Below are 16,425 nucleotides of genomic sequence, written 5' to 3'. Positions count from 1 at the left end.
AATGCCGCGTCATTGCACTCAAGGCGTGTCGCGATCGTTACGATGAGCCCCCCGCTTCAGGCCTTTGTTTTTAGGACTATCCTTTACGCAAAACCGCTGCAAAGTTTTGCGCGATGTACCCTATGTTTGCGCACTTCCAGCTGATTCTCGATCAGATGCACACCGATCACGGCGGCGGTCGCTTCCTCGACGCAGCCGATTTCGGTCTCGCAGGAGGCCGTGCCGCTGAGCACAATCGTCCGGCCAATCGCCATCACCGAGATATCGGAGGTGTCGATCAGCGTCACATAACGGATATAGCGGAGCACCTTACCGGCCAGGTCTTCGTCCTGCAGGTCGGCCCTGTCATCGCTATGGGCATAAAAAGAGCGTTCCGTGGCCATAGGCTTTTCCTTCCAGAGAGGGAACGCCATCTGATCTCGAATGTTCCGGGGGTTTCCCGCACCTTCATCAAATACGTGGGGGCTCCACATGGATGAAGGCTTCGACTGCGGCGGCAATGAAATCCTGCCGTGCATAATCAACAGGCTGCTCGCCGCTCAGCACATATCGGCACATCCGGATCGCCGCCTTGTAGGCCATGCCCTCGTGGACAGGCCATCGATCGAGAAGGCATTCCGCCGCCTCGCGCGTGTTGCGAACCACCTGGTATTTTCCAATCCCGCCAAGTTCGAGGACGACGGGTTCCTGCCACCACTTTTCGTTCATCGGGGATGCCTCACAATTAGGCTACATTTCGCACGCTAAATCTCGCATGCGAGGCTTGCGTCAGGATGATTTTGCAGAAGCGATTTCTAATGTGCATTGCAAAATGACGGCGTGATGATTTTCCGTTGCCTGTGGCTGTTTGCGGGTCGTAAAGGTCGGATGTCGTCTTTTCTCCAGAGACTCGTGCTGATGTCCGATATCTTCCTCAATGTCGTCCCCGTCTTCCTGCTCATCCTTATCGGCTGGCTGATCGTCCGGATCGGCTATCTCAAAGCGACTGTCGGCGATGGCTTGAGCGATTTCGTCTTCCGGGTTGCAGTCCCCGTCCTTCTCTTTCGCACCATCGCCGAAGCCGATTTCAGCGGCAGTTCGCCCTGGCTGCTCTGGGTCGCCTATTTTTCCGGCGTCGCCGTCACCTGGGGTCTCGGGCATTTTGCCGCCACCCTGCTGTTTGGCCGCGATGCGCGCATCGGGGTTCTCGCCGGCGTTTCCTCCGCCTTTGCCAACAACGTGTTCATCGGCCTACCGCTGGTATCGCGCAATGTCGGCGAAGAGGGGCTGGTGGCGCTTTCGATCCTGCTTTCCGTGCATCTGCCTGTGATGATGATCGCCGGGACGGTGCTGATGGAGCGGGCGGAGCGCAAGACGAATGGCAAGGCCGCCCAAAGCCCTTTGCGGCTGCTGCGCGGGATCATGCGCAATCTCGTCCGCAATCCGCTGGTCATCGGGCTTGCGCTCGGGGCACTCTATCATCTGCTCGGAACGCCGCTCGGCGGGCCGGTCAAGATTGTCGTCGATCAGATTGCGGCGGTTGCCGCGCCGGCGGCGCTGATCTCGATCGGCATGGCGCTCGACAAGTATGGCCTGTCCGGCAATCTGGGACTCGCTGGCGTCACCACCTGCCTGAAGCTCGTCGTGCTGCCGGCAACCGTCTTTGCCGCCTGCCATCTGCTCGCACTCGACCACGCCTGGACGGCCGCACTCGTCCTTACCTCGTCAGTGCCGACCGGCGTCAATGCCTGGCTGATTGCCAACCATTTCAACGTCGGCCATGGCCTCGCCTCCTCGACGATCACGCTGACCACGGCGCTTGGCGTCATTTCGGTCTCGGCCTGGGCATTCATTCTGCTCTGAGGCTGCGTCGAGGGAATTGACGAAAAACCCTTATTCGCTTGCCTCGTTGAGCAACCGGCAGGCCTCCGTGCTCAAGGTGATCGTCGCCGATTTGATCAGGCTTTCGACCTGCGTCAGGCTGGTGGCGCTGGCGATCGGCGCCGTTACCCCGCGACGGGCCGTGATCCAGGCCAGCGCAACCTCGGCCTGCGTTGCCCCGAGATCGGCCGCAACTTCGTCCAGTGTACCCAGAATGCGCATGCCGCGGCCATCGAGATATTTTCCGATGCCGCCGCCGCGGGCAGAGCCCTCGAGATCCTTGTGCGACCGGTACTTGCCGGAGAGGAAGCCTTTTGCGAGACTGAAATAGGTGATGACGCCGATCTCCTCCGCAATGCAGAGATTGCGCAAAGGCCCATCGAAGGAAGAGCGGTCGTAGAGATTGTATTCCGGCTGCAGGACGTCGTAACGGGGCAGGCCGCTGGCCGCAGAAACGTCGAGCGCCTCGCGCAACTGCGCCGCATTGAGGTTCGAGGCGCCGACATGACGGACCTTGCCTTCCTTCAACAGCGCATCATAGGCGGCCAGCGTCTCTTCGTAGGGTGTTTCCGGATCCGGCCAATGGGAAAGATAGACATCGATATAATCGGTCTGCAGCCGTGCCAGGCTGTCTTCGACAGCCTGCTTGATCCAGCCGGCCTTCAGCCCCTTCCTGCCCGGCCCCATTTCGGAGCCGACCTTGGTGACGATGACGGCTTCGTCACGGGATCGGCCGGATTGCTTCAACCACTTGCCGATGATCGCTTCGGATTCGCCACCCTTGTTGCCCGGCACCCAGGATGAATAGACATCGGCCGTATCGATGGCGTTGAAACCGGCATCGAAGAAGCGATCGAGAAGGGCAAAGGATGTCTTTTCGTCGGCCGTCCAGCCGAAGACATTGCCGCCAAAAACCAGCGGGGCGATCGACAGGCCGGTGCGGCCAAGGCTGCGCTTTTCCATGGGATCAGCTCCTGAGTGAGGGGTCGCATCGTTGCGGAGAGTGGACTGTGCCCCAGCAAACCCGGCTTCGTACAGGGCATTTTTTGCGAGATGAGGCGAATTATTCGAATGCGATACCGCTTGATGGGCACGTACCTCACCGCTACTGTGCGGCCATCATTAGGGAGGACTACAGATGTTGCGCTTCGGTATCCTATCGACCGCCAAGATCGGCCGCGAACTTGTCGTGCCGGCTATCCAGGACGCGGAAAACTGCGTCGTAACCGCCGTCGCCAGCCGCGATCTGTCCAAGGCGCGCGCCATGGCCGACCGCTTCTCCGTGCCCCACGCTTTCGGCAGTTATGAGGAGATGCTGGCATCCGACACGATCGATGCCGTCTATATTCCGCTGCCAACCTCACAGCATATCGAATGGTCGATCAAGGCTGCCGATGCCGGCAAGCACGTGCTTTGCGAAAAGCCGATCTCGCTGCATGCCTCGCAGATCGAATCACTGATTGCAGCGCGTGACCGCAACAAGGTGATCGTTTCGGAAGCCTATATGGTGACCTACAGCCCTGTGTGGCGGAAGGTACGCTCGCTTCTGGCCGAGGGCGCGATCGGCAAGTTGCGCTACGTGCAGGGCGCCTTTACCTATTTCAACCGCGACACCAGCAACATGCGCAACATCCCCGAGCTCGGCGGCGGTGGCCTGCCGGATATCGGTGTCTATCCGACCATCTCGACCCGTTTCGTGACCGGCAAGGAGCCGGTTCGCGTGCAGGCAAACACCGATCGTGACCCGGATTTCGGCACCGACATCTATTCAAGCGTGCGGGCCGACTTCGGCGATTTCGAACTGGCCTTCTACATCTCGACCCAGCTTGCAGCGCGGCAGGTCATGGTTTTCCACGGCGACAAGGGGTTCATCGAGGTGAAGTCCCCCTTCAACGCCGACCGTTACGGCGCCGAAGAAATCGAGCTCACCAACCAGAACCACTCGCAATCCCAGCACTTCCGTTTCCAGGATGCGCGCCAGTACAAGCTGCAAGTGGAAGCTTTTGCGCGCGCCGCTGCCGGTGAAACCGAGGAGATCGTGACACTGGAAAGCTCGGTCAACAACCAGAAGCTGATCGATGCGATCTATCGCGCTAGCGAAAAAGATGGCTGGGAAACAGTCTGATACGGGTCAGCGCAGCGGTGTCGGTCGCTGCGCTCTGCTTTCCGATCGGGCGGTGCGAAGCCGGTCAGCGACGAGATAGGAGCCGACCGCGGCCGCAATGCCTGCGTTATAGCCGAGGATGGCAAATAGCAGCGGCATGAAGGAAACAGGTCCCGCTGAAACAAGAGCAGCGGCGCCGAAGACCACAAGGACCAGGCAGCCGGCAAGCGCATAGCAGATGACTGAGCGCAAGGCCGTTGTCAGCAGTCCAATTGCGAATGCGGTCAAGATCACCATCCGACCCTCCCGTTGCTAAACTCTACCTCCATGCTTGCACAAGGCTCGATAAATTTCGCATAACCTGCAGTGCCCAGTTATAACACGGGAAACGGGCAAACTGTTTCATATTATTACAAAACGTGAAGACCGGGCCGCCGCTGTTCGAAGCGGCGGCCCGTTTCTGCACATCAAATCAGGCCGACGATATCCGCCGCGGTGGTGCCCGTTTGAAAAACCCGGTCCGCGCGCACCGGCAGGATCGCGCCCCCTGCAACTGTGAGAAAGGTAACGCTCGCGCCCGAAACCGTGCGAACGCTCACGGCACCGCCGCTCCCGACATAAAGCGCGCGGACGGCCTCCGCGAGATCAGCGGTATCGGATGGGGTGATCGTAAAAGCGTGCGACGCCGGGCCTGAGAGCGAGGCGGCATTGTTGGAAAAGCGGTCTGGCATGGAAGCTCCTTTATCAAGACAGCAATCCACCCATGATCCGCGCATGCCAGGCGACGGGGGAAAACGGGGAGAGTGAAACGCCTGTTGAGGGTTTGTCTCAAACGCTGGCAAATAAAGTGAAGGCACGGCAAACTGGCGTTCATGAGCTCATTCTTCGAATCAGAAACCCCGTCAAACCTTGCCGAATACTCGGTCTCGGAACTCTCCGGCTCGATCAAGCGGACGGTCGAGCAGGCGTTCGACCAGGTGCGCGTGCGCGGCGAAATTTCCGGCTATCGCGGACCGCATTCCTCGGGTCACGCCTATTTTGCCCTGAAGGACGACAAGGCGCGCATCGATGCCGTGATCTGGAAGGGGACGATGAGCCGGCTCAAGTTCCGGCCTGAAGAAGGCATGGAAGTCATCGCGACCGGCAAGGTCACGACTTTCCCCGGCTCGTCAAAATACCAGATTGTCATCGAGACTCTGGAGCCCGCCGGTGCCGGGGCGTTGATGGCGCTCCTGGAAGAGCGAAAACGCAAGCTGGCGGCCGAGGGCCTGTTTGACAGCGCGCGCAAGCGTGCCCTGCCCTTCATGCCGCGTGTCATCGGCGTCGTCACTTCGCCGACTGGTGCCGTCATTCGCGATATCCTGCATCGCATCTCCGATCGCTTCCCCGTGCATGTCATCGTCTGGCCGGTGCGGGTTCAGGGCGAAGGCTCGGGCAATGAGGTGGCGGCCGCGATCGAGGGCTTCAACGCCTTCTCGCCCGCAGGTCTGTTCGCCGTTCCCGACGTGCTCATCGTGGCGCGCGGGGGCGGCAGCCTCGAAGACCTCTGGAGCTTCAACGACGAGGCGGTGGTGCGGGCCGCCGCCGCATCGCGTATACCGTTGATTTCAGCCGTGGGGCACGAGACGGACTGGACACTGATCGACCATGCGGCCGACCAGCGCGCACCAACGCCGACCGGAGCCGCGGAAATGGCCGTGCCGGTCAAGGCGGAGCTTGAGGCGATGGTGGCGGGGCTTGGTGCACGCCTTAGAGGGGCGGCGACCCGACAGATGGACAACCGGCGTCAGGCACTGCGCGCGCTCGGCCGGGCGCTGCCTTCGCTCGACCAGCTTCTAGCCTTGCCGCGCCGGCGTTTCGATGAGGCTTCGACCGGTCTCGGCCGCGGTCTGCAGATGAACACCGCCAATAAGCGCCGCAGCTTCGAGCGCATTGCCGCACATCTGCGGCCGGACATGCTGTCCAACCGGCTTGCCGGCGACAGGCAGCGGCTTGCCGAACGCATGATGCGCGCCGAGCGTATTGTCGAACGCATGATCGACCGTGCCCGCGGCAGAACATCGGCGGCGGATGCTTCGCTTCGCGCGCTGCCCGTTCGCATCCTTGGGCAGGTCCATCGCTCGCGCGATCGCATTGCCGGCCTTTCCGCCCGCTCCGATACGGCGATGGCCGCCGATCTCCGGCGCTTGAGGGGTTTGGTCGTGGCGCAGGATCGCGTGCTGCAATCCCTCTCCTACCGCAACGTCCTGAAGCGCGGTTACGCGATCGTCTACGACAACGCGGGCCTGCCCGTGCACGCAGCGGCATCTCTTGGCTCCGGCCAGGCGATTTCGATCGAGTTTGCCGATGACAGTGTCAATGCCGTCACCACCGGCGATCGTCCACCTCCGGCACCCAAGCCGGCCAAGAAGCGTGCTGACAAGGAAATCTCCGGTGGGCCCGCAAAGCAGGGCAGTCTTTTCTGATGCACGAGAAGCGCCTCTGACCGATCGCGACACGCCTCGAAAAAGAAACGCTTCCGTAACGATCCCTGGGTTAGCTTGGGCATGAACTATGCGTGAGGTCTGCCTTGCCGATCGAAATGTCCGCCTCGCAGGCGTTGAATCTCTGGCACGGCGCCTCGCTGCAACAGGTGCGGCTCGGCCACGACCTGACGCTCCGGCAAATATCCATCCTGCTTCATATCTATCTCGTCCCGCCGCCGCATACGGTGCGCGGGCTTGCCGAAACGCTCGGCGTCACAAAGCCGGTCATTACCCGCGCGCTCGATACGATGGGCGACCTGCAGCTCGTATCGCGCAACCGCGATGACAAGGATCGGCGCAACGTCATCATCAAGCGCACGCTGGAAGGCGCGCTCTATCTTGAAAAACTTGGCGATCTGATCATTGATCAGGGACGCAAACTTGCTATTTGAGAACCATGTCTGATCTTCCCGACCGCCGCCTCAATGCCTATCGCCCCGATCTTGCCGAGGAGCGCCTTCGCGGCCTCGTCAGCGCTGACAACTATGTGGTCGGAACCACCTGCGAGGTCACCGTACCCGTCGTGCAGCTGAGGGCACGGCCGGAACTCGAATGCGGCACCGACACGGAGCTTCTGCTCGGCGAAATCGTCCATGTCTTCGACACATCAGCGGGATGGGCCTGGGTGAAGGCGGATAGCGACGGCTATGTCGGCTATGTGCCGGATTATACGATCGGCCCTGTGATCAAGAGCCCAACGCACATCGTGACTGCGCCACGGACCTTCGTCTATGTCGGCCCTGACCTGCGTTTCCCAACCGTGCAGCCGCTCTCCATGGGAAGCCGCATCACAGTTGTCGACGAACGCGAGACACGCGGCACCCGCTATTTCCTGCTCGATGGCGGACAAGCTGTTATCGCCAACCATTGCGCGCTGGTCGATGCCGACATGGCCAACGACTATGTGGCCGTTGCGGAGCGCTTCCTTGAAACACCCTATCTCTGGGGCGGCCGTTCCGGTTTCGGCATCGATTGCTCCGGTCTCGTTCAACTGTCGATGGCGATGGCGGGACGTCAGGCGCCCCGCGACACAGACATGCAGGCAAAGGGTCTCGGCGCACCGATTACCCGCGATGAGCTGCGCCGTGGCGACCTCGTCTTCTGGAAGGGCCATGTGGCGATCATGGAAAATGAGCACACGCTTTTGCACGCCAATGGCCACACGATGAATGTGTCCCATGAGGGCCTGGAGGAGTCGATCAACCGGATCGGCTGGCTCTACAACCAGCCGACAGGCTATCGCCGGCCCTGATCAATAGCCGGCTTTGCGATCCACCAGATGCTGCAGCGGCTGACCGCTTTCAAACCGCTCGATTTGCTGCTCGACATGGGAAAACAGCGCCTTGACGTCCGACGACGCCGCAACATGCGGGGTGACGTAGACGTTGTCCATGTCCCAGAACGGACTGTTCTTAGAGAGCGGCTCTTGTTCGAAGACGTCAAGCGAGGCAGCGCCAAGCGTCCCCGACTCCAGGCTTGAGAGAATATCGGTTTCGACCTGGCTGCCGCCACGGCCGCCGTTAATGAACACCGGCGCGCCGAAAGGTCCCTTGCGGCTGAGCTTGGCGAAGAGTCCGGCATTGAAAATGCCTCGCGTCTCGTCTGTCAACGGCAACAGGCCAACGAGGAAATCGGTCTTCGAGAGAAAGACATCCAGTCCATCCGCATCGAAGGTCCCGGTACCCTCGATATGTTTCTTCGAGCGCGACCAGCCGACGGTCTTGAAACCCATCATCGAAAGCTTTGTTATCGCATCCTGTCCGAGCACGCCGAGACCCATGACACCGACGGTGATGTCGGCCGCTTCCGGCTGGATCAGATCTTCCCAAATATGCGCCTTTGCCCGGGCCTCATAGGCGCGGTGCTGGCGCAGATGCAGCAGGCATTGCATGACAACCCATTCGCTCATCCGCGTCGTGAGGCTGCGATCGACGAAGCGGACCAGCGGCACCTCCGGCAACCCCGGAAGCGTCAGCACGTGATCCACGCCTGCGCCGCCGGAAAACACCACCTTCAGGTCTGGAGCGCGTGAAAACAGATCCGGTGCCGATTTCCACACAACGGCGTAGTCGATGCCCTTGAGATCGCGACCCTCATGAACAGGATCGGCGAGGTTGATGACCTCGCGGCCGGGGAAAGCGCTAACAAGGGCGGCATCCACTTCTTCCGGGATGAACTTCAGATCGACGATGACGGGGCTTTTGACAGGCATGATGCACTCGAAAAATTACTGACGGACGGCGGGAACAGTGACCGCTTCCATATCGAAGGCGGCGGCCATCAGGGCCTTGGTATAGTCTTCCTGCGGCGCGGTGAAGATCTTTTCCGAAGGCCCCTGCTCTACCACCTTGCCGAGACGCATGACGATCATGTCGTTGGCAAGCGCGCGCACCACCTTCAGGTCGTGGCTGATGAAGAGATAGGCCAGCGAATGCCTGGCCTGCAGGTCGCGCAGGAGATCGACCACCTGCGCCTGCACGCTCATGTCGAGCGCCGAGGTGGGCTCGTCGAGCATGACGAATTGCGGTTTCAGCACCATGGCGCGGGCAATGGCGATGCGTTGCCGCTGGCCGCCGGAGAATTCGTGCGGATAGCGCCAGCGGGTCGCGGCATCGAGGCCAACCTCTTCCAGCGCTGCCGCGACGCGGGCATCGCGCTCCTTCTCCGAAAGTGCGCTTTCATGCACCTTCAGGCCCTCAGCGATGATATCCGAGACGGCCATGCGCGGCGAAAGCGAGCCGAACGGATCCTGGAAGACGATCTGCATGCGGTTTCGAAGCAGCCGCATTTCCTTGAAGGAATAGCCGGCGATGTCATTGCCGATGAAGGCGATACGGCCCTTGGAGGAAATGAGACGCGTCAGCGCCAGACCAAGTGTCGTCTTGCCGGAGCCGGATTCGCCGACGACGCCGAGCGTCTGGCCGGCGCGCAGCGACAGATCGATGCCATCGACGGCCTTGACGTGATCGACCACCTTGCGCAGGAAGCCGGCCTTGATCGGGAACCAGACCTTTACGTCCTGCGCTTCCATGACGACAGGTTTGGACAGGTCGGAGGCCGGCGGCTTGCCCTTTGGCTCGGCGGCGAGCAGGTGCTTGGTATAGGCATGCTGCGGATTGGCGAAGATTTCCGCGGTCGGGCCTGTCTCGACGATCTTGCCCTTGGTCATGACACAAACGCGATCGGCGATCTTGCGGACGATGCCGAGATCGTGGGTGATGAACAGCATGGACATCCCATGCTCGTCCTTCAGCGTCTTCAGCAGCGCCAGAATCTGCGCCTGCACGGTGACATCAAGCGCCGTCGTCGGTTCGTCGGCGATCAGCAATTCCGGGCGATTGGCGAGTGCCATGGCGATCATCACGCGCTGCCGCTGGCCGCCGGAAAGTTCGTGCGGGTAGGCCGCGAGGCGTTTTTCCGGCTCGCGGATGCCGACTTGGTTCAGAAGCTCCAGCACGCGGGTGCGGGCGGCGGCACCGGTGATACCCTGGTGAAGATCGAGAATTTCGGCAATCTGCCGCTCGATCGAATGCAGCGGGTTGAGTGACGTCATCGGCTCCTGAAAAATCATGGTGATGTCGTTGCCGCGCACATGACGCAGCTCCGCATCCGATGCCTTCAGGAGGTCCCTGCCGTTGAACAGGATTTCACCGCTCGGATGGCTTGCCGCCGGATAGGGCAGAAGCTTTAGGATCGAATTGGCCGAGACGGATTTGCCCGAACCGGATTCACCGACCAGCGCCACGACTTCTCCGCGGCGGATGTCGAAGGATACGCGATCGACGGCAAGCGAGGTGTTGCCGCCCTGGTGGAAGGCGACCGAGAGATCACGAACGGAAAGCAGGGGTTCTGTCACTTTGTCGTTCACCGGAAGGTTTTCCTCGGATCGAAGGCATCACGCACGGCTTCGCCGACGAAGATCAGCAGCGACAGCATCACCGACATGACGACGAAGGCTGTGAGGCCAAGCCACGGCGCCTGCAGGTTCGACTTGCCCTGCGAGATCAGCTCGCCCAGCGACGGCGAGCCGGGTGGCATGCCGAAGCCGAGGAAGTCGAGCGATGTCAGCGTCGTGATCGAGCCTGAAAGGATGAAGGGCAGGAAGGTCAGTGTCGCGACCATCGCGTTTGGCAGCAGATGGCGCCACATGATGGTGCGGTTATTGACGCCGAGCGCGCGGGCGGCGCGGACATATTCGAAATTGCGGGCACGCAGGAATTCGGCGCGCACTACGCCGACAAAACCGACCCAGGAGAACAGCAGCATGATGCCGAGCAGGATGAAGAAGCCCGGCGGCAGGATCGCAGCGATGATCAGCAGGATATAGAGCACCGGCATCGACGACCAGATTTCGATAAAGCGCTGCAGGAGCAGATCGGTCCAGCCGCCGAAATAGCCTTGGACCGCGCCTGCGGTTACACCGACAATGGCCGAGAGGATGGTGAGGCAGAGGCCGAAGAGTACGGAGATGCGGAAACCATAGATCATCCGCGCTGTCACATCTCGGGCCTGGTCGTCCGTGCCGAGCCAGTTCATATTGCCGAGCGTACAGCCGGGATCGTTTTCGCCCTGCGGATAGCCCGAGCAACGTTCAGCCTTGTCCATCAGCCAGAAGGGTGCTGTCGGAGCCGAATGCGGGATGTAGGAATTGGCGCTTTGGTAGGAGTAGTGGATCGGCGGCCAAATCATCCAGCCATTGGCGTTGATCTCATCGACAATCTCGGCGGAATTATAGTCCGTCACGGCGAGAAAGCCCAAGTCGCCGAGGAATTTCTCTTCCGGATACTGCACCAGCGCCGGAACCAGGAACTCGCCCTTGTAGGACACCAGAACCGGCTTGTCGTTGGCGATAAACTCCGCAAACAGGCTGAGCACGAAGAGCACGAGGAACAGCCAGAACGACCAGTAACCGCGGCGGTTGGCCTTGAAATTCTGCCAGCGCCGCAGATTGATCGGGGAGAGGCGTGCCGGTTTGCCGGCGGTGAGGGTCGCATCGGAGGTGGTAATGTTGGCCATCAGACATCCCTCCGCTCGAAATCGATGCGCGGATCAACCCAGGTGTAGAGGAGATCCGACAGGAGACCGACGATCAGGCCCATCAGCGAGAAGATGTAGAGCGTACCGAACACGATCGGGTAGTCGCGCTTGACGACGGCGTCATAGCCCAGCCGGCCAAGACCATCAAGCGAGAAGATATATTCGATCAACAGCGAGCCGGTGAAAAAGGCCGAGATGAAGGCACCGGGAAAGCCGGCGATGACGATCAGCATCGCGTTGCGGAACACGTGGCCGTAAAGCACCTGCCGGTCGTTAAGGCCCTTGGCTCGCGCCGTCGTGACATACTGCTTCTTGATCTCGTCGATGAACGAATTCTTGGTCAGCAGCGTTGTCGTCGCGAAGGCCGAGATCAGCAACGTCAGCAGTGGCAGCGTCATATGCCAGAAATAGTCGATGATCTTCTGCCACCAGCTAAGTTGGTAGAAATTGTCGGAGACGATACCGCGCAGGGGGAACCAATCCAGGAACGAACCGCCGGCAAAAAGCACGATCAGAAGAATCCCGAACAGGAAGCCAGGAACCGCATAGCCGAGGATAATAATGCCCGATGTCCAGACATCGAAGGACGAGCCGTCCGAAATCGCCTTCTTGATGCCAAGCGGGATCGAGATGGCGTAGGAAAACAGCAGGATCCAGAGCCCGAGCGAGATCGATACCGGCATCTTGTCGAGGATCAAATCGATGACCGAGGCATTGCGGAAGAAGCTTTCGCCGAAATCGAAGCGGGCATAGTCCCACATCATCTTGCCGAAGCGCTCAAGCGGCGGCTTGTCAAAACCGAACTGCTTTTCAAGCTTGGCAATGAAATCGGGATCGAGCCCCTGCGCACCGCGGTATTTGCCCGAGGATTCCTCGTTGAAGCTCTGCGATCCGAGGTCGCCACCGCTACCCGAAAGCCGATCGCCGCCCTGGTTCTGGCCGGTGAGATCGGAAATAACCTGCTCGACGGGACCACCCGGCGCGAACTGCACGACAGCGAAGGATATGGCCATGATGCCGACGATCGTCGGGATCATCAGCAACAGGCGGCGCAGGATATAGGCTCCCATCAGAACGCTCCATCCCGAGCTGTATGGCTGGCGGCCAGATTGCGTATGGCCTCGTTGCGGATGTCAGCGGCGGCGAGCCCTGTCGTGGTCAATCCGTTCGTCTCCTTGCCGGCAACCGGTTCGCCAGTCGCCGAGTGATTCGCTTTTTTGCATTTGGAGTGCACGGCGTCAAAGAGCGCAAGGCCCTCATTGAGCGCCAGCGCTCTTGCGCCACCAGATCGACGGGAAACCGGTCGAATATTCCGGTAGCGCGGCAGGGTGTTCGAGATTCGCGGAATAGGCGATGCGAGAATTGCGCGCCGTATAGCTCGGAACGACAATATGCTTGGCGAGCAAAACCCGGTCCAGAACTTTGGTCGTGGCGATCAGTTCGTCGCGATCCTTGGCGAAGATGATGCGTTTGATCAGTAAATCGAGAGCGGGATCACTGACGCCCGAATAGTTCTGCGAACCCTCGCGATCAGCCGCCTGGGATCCCCAGTATTCAGCCTGCTCGTTGCCAGGATTGAGCGACTGTCCCCAGCCCTGATAAAGCACATCGAAATCGCGAGACCGCCAGCGGTTGGTAAACTGCGAGGGATCGACAGTGCGCACGTTGACCTCCACCCCAATCTTCTTCAGGCTCTGGGCGAAGGGCAGCGCCACCCGTTCTATCGTCGGACCGTCGAGCAGAATTTCGAAACCGAAAGGTTCGCCGGTCTTGGCGTTGACCATTCGGTTGTCCTTCAGCTCGTAACCCGCCTCTTTGAAGAGGGCGATCGCTTGGCGCAGATTGTCGCGCACCTTCTTCGGGTCGCCACCCACCGGGCTGACATAGGGCTTCATGACCTCCGGCGGCAGCTGGTCCTTCATCTCGTTGATGATTTCGAGCTCGCGGCCTTCGGGCACGCCCTTGGAAGCAAGCTCTGTGCCGTAAAAGAAGCTGTTGATGCGGGAATACTGGTTATAGAAGATCGTCCGGTTCAGTTCCTCGAAATCGAAGGCGTAGTTGAGCGCTTCACGAACGCGTACATCCTTGAATTTTTCTCGCTTCATGTTGAAGATGAAGCCGACCAGAACACCGCGGTTGCGATAGTCGTTCTCAAGTTTCTCCTGTTTGATGCGTCCGTCCTTGACAGCGGGAAAATCATAGGCCGTCGCCCAGCGCTTGGCTGAATTCTCCCACCAGTAATCAGCATTGCCCGAGCGGAATGCCTCGAAGGCAACGTCGAGGTCGGCGTAGTAATTGTAGATCAACGCGCCGAAGTTATCATCGCCAATGTTGACGTTGATGTCCTTGCCCCAATAGTCCTCGCGACGCTCGAAGCGGATTGTCGAACCGGGCGTCATCGACGCGACCTTATAGGCTCCGGATCCCATGGGCATCTCCAGCGTGGTCTTGGAGATGTCGCGCTGGTTGCCCTTGGCGTCCTTGCCTTCCCACCAGTGCTTGGGCACGACCACGAGTTCGCCGACGATCTTGGGAAGCTCGCGATTGTTCTTTTCATCGAAGCCGAAGGTCACCTCGCGGTCGCCGGTCTTTTCGGCCTTGATGACGTGGGCGTAGTAGAATTCGCGCTGCGGATCGAGCGCCTTGGCCTTTTCGAAGGAGAAGACGACATCTTCCGGCGTAACCGGCTGTCCATCTTCCCATTTCGCTTCCGGCCGCAGGCGATATTTCACCCAGGCAAAATCATCGGGATAGGAAATGGCTTCAGCGAGAAGCCCGTAGTCAGAGGCGATTTCGTCCAGCGACGGTTTCATCAGCGTCTCGTAGACGAGCCCGGCGACGGCACCCGCCACCTCGCCTTTCGCAAGCAGGGGATTGAGCGAATCAAACGTGCCCATCGCGGTGAGCCTCAGGTCTCCACCTTTCGGCGCGTCCGGGTTCACATAGTCGAAGCGCTTGAACCCATCCTGATATTTCAGCTCGCCGACAGTTGCCGTTCCGCCGCGCCAGACCGGTTCCTGCGCCAGGAGGGGACTGGCAAGCAGCCCTGTAATGACCGACCCCTTGATGATGACGCGGAACGCATTTGCAATGAACGAGCCAATCCGGCGCATACAGTCTTTCCCTTTTTTCCTCGGCTGACGAACAGAATAGGCAAAATCAGGACAATTGACAGAACCTGCCTCAAATCAGGCATTTTTTTTGGCTCACGTCTGCGTGTCTCGCAAGGCTCCGGCAAAGACACTATGAAAGCTTGGCGATTCGGCTGCGCGCGCATTGCTTTATCGATATTGGACAACACATGACCTTGGCGAACAACACGCTCTCCACCGCGCTGCGGCGCACGATACCTGTTCTGGCCGCCGCCGTTATGGGCATGAGCGCAGTCACAACCGATGCGATTGCGGACGCCACTCCGGCCAAGCAGATATTCGGAAAGGTGAAACTGCCAAGCAATGCCGCACCGAGCCCGATCGGCTTCTATGCCAAGGGCTGCATGGCCGGCGCCGTCGCCATTCCAACGGACGGTCCGACCTGGCAGGCCATGCGGCTTTCGCGCAATCGCCGCTGGGGCAATCCGGCAATGATCAATCTTCTGGAGACCTTTTCGCAGGATGCCGTGAAGCTCGGATGGGGATCGGGTATCCTGATCGGCGATATCTCACAGCCGCGGGGCGGGCCGATGATCACGGGGCACGCGTCCCACCAGATCGGGCTCGATGCCGACATCTGGTTCACACCGAAACCAGCCCAGCCTCTTTCTGTTCAGCAGCGCGAGGACATGCCCTTCACCTCGATGCTTGACAAGAGCAAGTTTCTGACTGTCAGCAACCAGCGCTGGACCCCGACCCATGCCAAGCTGGTGATGCAGGCGGCGAGCTATCCGCAGGTCGAGCGGGTCTTCGTCAATCCGGCGATCAAGAAGAAACTCTGCGACACCTGGACCGGCGACCGTTCGCTGCTTGGCAAGGTGCGCCCCGTTTATGGCCATGACGAGCATTTCCATATCCGCATGCATTGCCCTCCCGGTACCAAGACCTGCAAGGCGCAGGCCGCCGTCGCAGCCGGCGACGGATGTGACAAGTCGCTGGCCTGGTGGTTCACCAAGGAGCCCTGGGCGACACCGAAGAAAGACCCGAATGCCAAGCCGGTGAAGCCGAAATTCACCACGCTTGCCGATCTCCCGAAGGCCTGCACCGCCGTTTTGGCAGCGCCTGCAAATTCGGAGGCCGCCGCGACTTACGGCACAGCCTATTCAGCGACGCCGACTGCCGATGCCCCCTCTGTGGAGGCCGTTGTCAATTCGAGTGCGGAACAGGTCGAGACCGATGACATGACGGCACCCGTGCCTACACCGCGTCCGCTGAACTGAGGGACGGCTTTTCAAGCGTGCCTGCCTCATGTATTGGGAAGTCAAATCGATTTAAACGGCGGCGCTTGCAGCGCGGGCATAGGGAGGATTTTCATGTCGTCGCGAAAATGCGTGGCACTGATTGCCCATGACGAGAAGAAGGCCGATCTCGCCGCTTTTGCCAAAGTCCACGAGCACGTTCTTGCCCAGTGGCGGATCGTCGCCACCGGAACCACCGGCGGTCGCGTGCAGGAAGCCTGTCCCAGTCTCGATATTACACGGCTGAAAAGCGGTCCACTTGGCGGCGACCAGCAGATCGGCGCGATGATCGCGACCGGCGAGGTCGAGATGCTGATCTTCTTCGTCGATCCGCTGACGGCGATGCCGCACGACGTCGATGTCAAGGCGCTGATGCGGCTTGCCACCGTCTACGACATTCCCATGGCGCTCAACCGGGCGACGGCGGAACAGTTGATCGACTTCAATCATCCCTGATAAAGCTTGCAAAGCACACCACCGTAGCATCGGAACGGATAGCCCCATGCCCA

General features: G+C 60.2%; 17 protein-coding genes. 7 read left to right on the top strand and 10 right to left on the bottom strand.

Annotated features, from left to right (window positions below; genetic code table 11):
* Positions 1-83 precede the first annotated feature (83 nt).
* On the bottom strand, positions 84-383 hold the full coding sequence (locus tag QO002_RS02850; RefSeq protein ID WP_307226493.1) for a BON domain-containing protein: 300 nt from the start codon (positions 381-383) through the stop codon (positions 84-86).
* Between the two features lie 67 nt (positions 384-450).
* A complete protein-coding gene (locus QO002_RS02845) occupies positions 451-708 on the bottom strand; it encodes a DUF982 domain-containing protein (protein ID WP_307226491.1) in 258 nt (85 codons plus the stop codon).
* Positions 709-897: 189 nt separating this feature from the next.
* Here QO002_RS02845 and QO002_RS02840 point away from each other — a divergent pair, with 189 nt between their 5' ends.
* Positions 898-1,842, top strand: coding sequence for an AEC family transporter (locus QO002_RS02840; protein ID WP_307226489.1), 945 nt, complete (start codon positions 898-900; stop codon positions 1,840-1,842).
* 30 nt (positions 1,843-1,872) lie between these two features.
* Here the strand turns inward: QO002_RS02840 and QO002_RS02835 are convergent, their stop codons facing one another.
* Entirely contained in the window at positions 1,873-2,823 is a 951-nt protein-coding gene (locus QO002_RS02835) for an aldo/keto reductase (RefSeq protein ID WP_307226486.1), read from the bottom strand.
* Between the two features lie 175 nt (positions 2,824-2,998).
* Here QO002_RS02835 and QO002_RS02830 point away from each other — a divergent pair, with 175 nt between their 5' ends.
* Positions 2,999-3,985: a Gfo/Idh/MocA family protein gene (locus QO002_RS02830; protein WP_307226484.1), complete on the top strand. Its 987-nt coding sequence runs from the start codon at positions 2,999-3,001 to the stop codon at positions 3,983-3,985.
* Between the two features lie 6 nt (positions 3,986-3,991).
* Here the strand turns inward: QO002_RS02830 and QO002_RS02825 are convergent, their stop codons facing one another.
* Together QO002_RS02825 and QO002_RS02820 are read right to left on the bottom strand one after the other, a co-directional pair.
* Positions 3,992-4,261: a hypothetical protein gene (locus tag QO002_RS02825; protein WP_307226482.1), complete on the bottom strand. Its 270-nt coding sequence runs from the start codon at positions 4,259-4,261 to the stop codon at positions 3,992-3,994.
* Between the two features lie 170 nt (positions 4,262-4,431).
* Positions 4,432-4,695: a spike base protein, RCAP_Rcc01079 family gene (locus QO002_RS02820; RefSeq protein ID WP_307226480.1), complete on the bottom strand. Its 264-nt coding sequence runs from the start codon at positions 4,693-4,695 to the stop codon at positions 4,432-4,434.
* Positions 4,696-4,836: 141 nt separating this feature from the next.
* On the opposite strand from QO002_RS02820, the gene xseA reads away from it, so the two are divergent.
* From xseA to QO002_RS02805, 3 genes are all read left to right on the top strand, one after another.
* Positions 4,837-6,429 (top strand): exodeoxyribonuclease VII large subunit, encoded by a 1,593-nt coding sequence (xseA, locus tag QO002_RS02815; RefSeq protein ID WP_307226478.1) that lies wholly within the window; start codon positions 4,837-4,839, stop codon positions 6,427-6,429.
* Positions 6,430-6,545: 116 nt separating this feature from the next.
* Complete coding sequence (locus tag QO002_RS02810) at positions 6,546-6,881, top strand: MarR family winged helix-turn-helix transcriptional regulator (protein ID WP_370878534.1); 336 nt, start codon at positions 6,546-6,548, stop codon at positions 6,879-6,881.
* Positions 6,882-6,886: 5 nt separating this feature from the next.
* Positions 6,887-7,741, top strand: a complete 855-nt coding sequence (locus QO002_RS02805; protein WP_307226476.1) for a C40 family peptidase — start codon at positions 6,887-6,889, stop codon at positions 7,739-7,741.
* Here QO002_RS02805 and QO002_RS02800 read toward each other — a convergent pair whose 3' ends face one another.
* From QO002_RS02800 to QO002_RS02780, 5 genes are all read right to left on the bottom strand, one after another.
* Positions 7,742-8,701 (bottom strand): 2-hydroxyacid dehydrogenase, encoded by a 960-nt coding sequence (locus QO002_RS02800; RefSeq protein WP_307226474.1) that lies wholly within the window; start codon positions 8,699-8,701, stop codon positions 7,742-7,744.
* Between the two features lie 15 nt (positions 8,702-8,716).
* Entirely contained in the window at positions 8,717-10,345 is a 1,629-nt protein-coding gene (locus tag QO002_RS02795; protein WP_307233104.1) for an ABC transporter ATP-binding protein, read from the bottom strand.
* Positions 10,346-10,353: 8 nt separating this feature from the next.
* A complete protein-coding gene (locus QO002_RS02790; protein ID WP_307226472.1) occupies positions 10,354-11,505 on the bottom strand; it encodes an ABC transporter permease in 1,152 nt (383 codons plus the stop codon).
* Positions 11,505-12,596, bottom strand: a complete 1,092-nt coding sequence (locus tag QO002_RS02785) for a microcin C ABC transporter permease YejB (RefSeq protein WP_307226470.1) — start codon at positions 12,594-12,596, stop codon at positions 11,505-11,507. Before QO002_RS02785 ends, QO002_RS02790 begins: the two co-directional genes overlap by 1 nt.
* 186 nt (positions 12,597-12,782) lie before the next feature.
* Positions 12,783-14,639 (bottom strand): extracellular solute-binding protein, encoded by a 1,857-nt coding sequence (locus QO002_RS02780; RefSeq protein ID WP_307226468.1) that lies wholly within the window; start codon positions 14,637-14,639, stop codon positions 12,783-12,785.
* Positions 14,640-14,827: 188 nt separating this feature from the next.
* On the opposite strand from QO002_RS02780, the gene mepA reads away from it, so the two are divergent.
* Together mepA and QO002_RS02770 are read left to right on the top strand one after the other, a co-directional pair.
* Positions 14,828-15,898, top strand: a complete 1,071-nt coding sequence (gene mepA, locus QO002_RS02775) for a penicillin-insensitive murein endopeptidase (protein WP_370878443.1) — start codon at positions 14,828-14,830, stop codon at positions 15,896-15,898.
* Between the two features lie 93 nt (positions 15,899-15,991).
* A complete protein-coding gene (locus tag QO002_RS02770) occupies positions 15,992-16,372 on the top strand; it encodes a methylglyoxal synthase (RefSeq protein WP_307226466.1) in 381 nt (126 codons plus the stop codon).
* Positions 16,373-16,425: the final 53 nt, after the last annotated feature.

The organism is Pararhizobium capsulatum DSM 1112, assembly GCF_030814475.1.
Taxonomy (GTDB): domain Bacteria; phylum Pseudomonadota; class Alphaproteobacteria; order Rhizobiales; family Rhizobiaceae; genus Pararhizobium; species Pararhizobium capsulatum.
This window is presented reverse-complemented; position numbering and strand designations above follow the sequence as displayed.